Source organism: Collimonas sp., from assembly GCF_044339385.1.
Taxonomy (GTDB): Bacteria; Pseudomonadota; Gammaproteobacteria; order Burkholderiales; family Burkholderiaceae_D; genus Collimonas.
This window is the reverse complement of sequence record NZ_JBIIVN010000193.1, coordinates 1-4337: the sequence shown is the minus strand read 5'-3', so window position 1 is coordinate 4337 and position 4337 is coordinate 1. Positions and strand designations below refer to the sequence as shown.

Sequence of the window (4337 nt, the reverse complement as noted above, 5' to 3'; positions counted from 1 at the left end):
ATGGCAAAAGGTAAATTCGAGCGGACCAAGCCGCACGTCAACGTCGGCACTATCGGCCACGTCGACCACGGCAAGACCACGCTGACAGCAGCGATCGCGACAGTACTGTCGAAGAAGTTTGGCGGCGAAGCGAAGGCATACGATCAGATTGACGCAGCACCAGAAGAAAAAGCGCGCGGCATCACGATCAACACTGCTCACGTTGAATACGAAACTGCTAACCGTCACTACGCTCACGTTGACTGCCCAGGCCACGCTGACTATGTTAAAAACATGATCACCGGTGCTGCGCAGATGGACGGCGCGATCCTGGTTTGCTCGGCAGCTGACGGCCCAATGCCACAGACACGCGAACACATTCTGTTGTCGCGTCAGGTTGGCGTGCCATACATCATCGTGTTCCTGAACAAGGCCGACATGGTCGACGACGAAGAGTTGCTCGAGCTGGTTGAAATGGAAGTGCGCGAGCTGTTGACCGAGTACGATTTCCCAGGCGGCGATCTGCCAATCATCAAGGGTTCGGCAAAGCTGGCGCTGGAAGGCGATACCGGCCCACTGGGCGAGCAAGCGATCATGGCTCTGGCCGAAGCGCTGGACACTTACATCCCAACACCAGAGCGCGCTGTTGACGGCTCGTTCCTGTTGCCGGTAGAAGACGTGTTCTCGATCTCGGGCCGCGGTACTGTTGTAACCGGTCGTGTTGAGCGCGGCATCGTCAAGATTGGCGAAGCGTTGCAAATCGTTGGTATTCGCGATACGCAAGATACCGTTTGCACCGGCGTTGAAATGTTCCGTAAGCTGCTGGACCAAGGTCAGGCAGGCGATAACGTTGGCGTTCTGCTGCGCGGTACCAAGCGTGAAGACGTAGAGCGCGGCCAGGTATTGGCCAAGCCGAACTCGATCAAGCCACACAAGCATTTCACTGGCGAGATCTATGTTCTGTCGAAAGACGAAGGCGGTCGTCATACCCCATTCTTCAACAACTATCGTCCACAGTTCTACTTCCGTACAACGGACGTGACTGGTTCGATCCAGTTGCCGAAGGATAAAGAAATGGTGATGCCAGGCGACAACGTGTCGATCACAGTCATGTTGATCAACCCGATCGCGATGGAAGAAGGTCTGCGCTTCGCAATCCGCGAAGGTGGCCGTACTGTTGGTGCAGGCGTTGTTGCTAAGATCCTGGCTGACGCGTAATACGTAATAGCAAGCTTTTAGTGCAATAGGCAGGCCGCTTCGGTGGTTTGTCAGTGTAACAATATACCGTGGGTGGCTGTCACCCACGGTTCGTTCTTTTAAGGAAAATCATGTCAGCTCCTAACCAAAAAATCCGCATCCGCCTGAAGGCGTTCGACTACAAACTGATCGACCAATCGGCTCAGGAAATCGTCGATACAGCCAAGCGCTCCGGTGCAGTTGTCAAAGGTCCAGTGCCTTTGCCAACACGTATCCAGCGTTTTGACGTACTGCGTTCGCCGCACGTCAACAAGACATCGCGCGATCAGTTCGAAATCCGCACGCACCAACGCCTGATGGACATCGTTGACCCAACCGACAAGACAGTCGATGCGTTGATGAAGCTGGATCTGCCAGCTGGTGTGGACGTAGAAATCAAGCTGCAATAATAAATTTACAGCAAGAAACACAATAGCAAGACAATAGCAAGACCAATGCGGGACAGAGTCGATGAGCCACCATGGTGTGGCGATTCGCTCTGTCCCGAATTTTTTATCGGTGTTGTAAAACAGTCTGAACGGGTAAATGTTTGACATACCACGACAAAGATGGTCTTGCAAATAAAAATTTACCCGGTTATACTGATCGGCTTCGGTGCGATTGCGGCTGCTTTGGCCTCATGCAATCGCATTTATTTTAGTTGTACAAACATCAGCCCTGCCCAATCGTAGGCGGGAATGGAGAAAAACAATGAGCTTAGGCCTTGTTGGTCGCAAGGTTGGAATGATGCGCATCTTCACGGAAGATGGGGATTCGATCCCTGTAACCGTGCTGGACGTGTCGAACAACCGCGTGACCCAAATCAAAACGCCTGAAACAGACGGTTATACCGCTGTTCAAGTTGCATTCGGTTCGCGTCGCGCTTCACGCGTGACTAAAGCCGCCGCTGGTCACTACGCCAAAGCTGGCGTTGAGGCTGGTTCCATCCTCAGAGAATTCCGCATTGATTCAACCAAGGCTTCCGAGCTGAAGGCCGGCGAAGTTATCGCTGCCAGCCTGTTCGAAGTCGGTCAAAAGGTTGACGTTCAAGGTGTGTCGATCGGTAAGGGTTACGCTGGTACTATCAAGCGTCACAATTTCGCATCCGGTCGTGCTACCCACGGTAACTCGCGTTCGCATAATGTTCCAGGTTCCATCGGTATGGCGCAGGATCCAGGTCGTGTTTTCCCTGGTAAGCGCATGACCGGTCACATGGGTGACGTTACTGTAACCACGCAAAACCTCGAAATCGCACGTGTTGATGCTGAACGTCAATTGTTGCTGGTCAAGGGTGCGGTTCCAGGTGCGAAGAACGGCCAGGTTGTGGTCAGCCCTGCGATCAAAATCAAAGCTAAGAAGGGAGCCTAATTCATGGAACTCAAGCTCCTGAATGACCAAGGTCAAGCTGCTTCGAACGTTGCTGCTCCGGATACCATTTTCGGCCGCGACTACAACGAAGCTCTGATTCACCAGGTCGTAGTTGCTTACCAGGCGAACGCTCGCAGCGGTAACCGTAAGCAAAAAGACCGTGAAGAAGTTCATCACACGACTAAAAAGCCATGGCGCCAAAAGGGCACTGGCCGCGCTCGGGCCGGTATGTCGTCTTCGCCTCTGTGGCGCGGCGGTGGTCGGATTTTCCCGAACTCGCCTGATGAGAACTTCTCGCACAAAGTAAACAAGAAGATGTATCGCGCAGGTCTCTGCTCGATTCTGTCGCAGTTGGCACGCGAAGGTCGTTTGTCGGTCGTCGAGAATTTCTCGGTCGAAGCGCCAAAGACCAAGTTGCTGTCGCAAAAACTGAAGACCATGGGTCTCGATTCCGTGTTGGTGATTACCGACAATCTGGAAGAAAACCTGTTGCTGGCGTCGCGTAACCTGCCAGGCTTCCTGGTTTGTGAGCCACGTCATGCTGATCCAGTATCACTTGTGTTCTACAAGAAGATCCTGATCACCAAGCTGGCTTTGGCGAAGATTGAGGAGATGCTGGCATGAACGCAATTAAACATAGCGAAGAACGCTTGATGAAAGTGTTGCTGGCGCCGGTAATTTCCGAGAAGGCAACGTTGGTTGCGGAGAAGAACGAGCAAGTCGTTTTCCGTATCGCGCCAGACGCTACCAAGCTGGAAGTCAAGGCTGCTGTCGAACTGCTCTTCAAAGTTCAGGTTGAATCGGTGCAAGTTGCCAATCGCCAGGGTAAGCAAAAGCGTAGCGGCAAGACCATGGGTCGCCGCAACCATACCCGCCGCGCATTCGTATGCTTGAAGCCGGGTCAAGAGATCAACTTCACCGAGGAGGCTAAATAATGGCACTCGTTAAAGTTAAGCCAACCTCGCCGGGTCGCCGTGGCATGGTCAAGGTCGTTAATCCCGACCTGTACAAAGGCCGTCCATTTGCTGCCCTGGTTGAGAAGAAGTCCAAAACAGCCGGTCGTAACAACAACGGTCATATCACTACTCGTCACATCGGCGGTGGTCATAAGCAACATTACCGCCTGATCGACTTCAAGCGCACCAAGGATGGTATTCCAGCGAAAGTGGAGCGTATCGAATACGATCCAAACCGCACTGCGAATATCGCTCTGTTGTGCTACGCCGACGGCGAACGCCACTACATCATCGCCACTAAGGGCATGGCTGTAGGCGATCAGGTAATGAGCGGCTCGGAAGCGCCGATCAAATCTGGTAACTGCCTGCCGATCCGTAATATTCCGGTCGGTACAATTCTGCATTGCGTCGAAATGCTGCCTGGTAAGGGTGCCCAAATGGGCCGTACCGCCGGTGCCGGCGTTGTGTTGATGGCTCGTGAAGGTACTTATGCTCAGATTCGTTTGCGCTCCGGTGAAGTTCGCCGTGTGCACATCGAATGCCGCGCTACCGTAGGTGAAGTCGGCAATGCCGAACACAGCCTGCGCAAGATCGGTAAAGCGGGTGCGATGCGTTGGCGTGGTGTTCGTCCTACCGTTCGCGGTGTGGTCATGAACCCGGTTGACCATCCTCACGGTGGTGGTGAAGGCAAGACCGCAGCTGGTCGTCATCCAGTTTCGCCATGGGGTCAACAGACTAAGGGTAAGAAGACACGCAGCAACAAGCGTACTACTTCCATGATCGTCTCGCGCCGCGGCA

6 protein-coding genes are annotated in these 4337 nt (G+C 53.6%); all 6 read left to right on the top strand.

Going from position 1 to position 4337, the window contains the following annotated elements; translation table 11 throughout:
* Positions 1-1197: an elongation factor Tu gene (tuf, locus tag ACIQ0R_RS11615; RefSeq protein ID WP_395827540.1), complete on the top strand. Its 1197-nt coding sequence runs from the start codon at positions 1-3 to the stop codon at positions 1195-1197.
* A 110-nt stretch (positions 1198-1307) separates the two neighbouring features.
* The gene (rpsJ, locus tag ACIQ0R_RS11610) at positions 1308-1625 is read left to right on the top strand and encodes a 30S ribosomal protein S10 (protein ID WP_395827537.1); all 318 of its coding nucleotides are present in this window, start codon (positions 1308-1310) and stop codon (positions 1623-1625) included.
* A gap of 301 nt (positions 1626-1926) precedes the next feature.
* A complete protein-coding gene (gene rplC, locus ACIQ0R_RS11605) occupies positions 1927-2583 on the top strand; it encodes a 50S ribosomal protein L3 (protein ID WP_395827534.1) in 657 nt (218 codons plus the stop codon).
* A gap of 3 nt (positions 2584-2586) precedes the next feature.
* A complete protein-coding gene (rplD, locus tag ACIQ0R_RS11600; protein WP_395827531.1) occupies positions 2587-3207 on the top strand; it encodes a 50S ribosomal protein L4 in 621 nt (206 codons plus the stop codon).
* Positions 3204-3518, top strand: a complete 315-nt coding sequence (gene rplW, locus ACIQ0R_RS11595) for a 50S ribosomal protein L23 (RefSeq protein ID WP_061532014.1) — start codon at positions 3204-3206, stop codon at positions 3516-3518. Before rplD ends, rplW begins: the two co-directional genes overlap by 4 nt.
* Positions 3518-4337: 50S ribosomal protein L2 (gene rplB / locus ACIQ0R_RS11590; protein WP_395827528.1), on the top strand; the 820-nt coding region annotated here is incomplete at its 3' end. The genes rplW and rplB, both read left to right, overlap by 1 nt.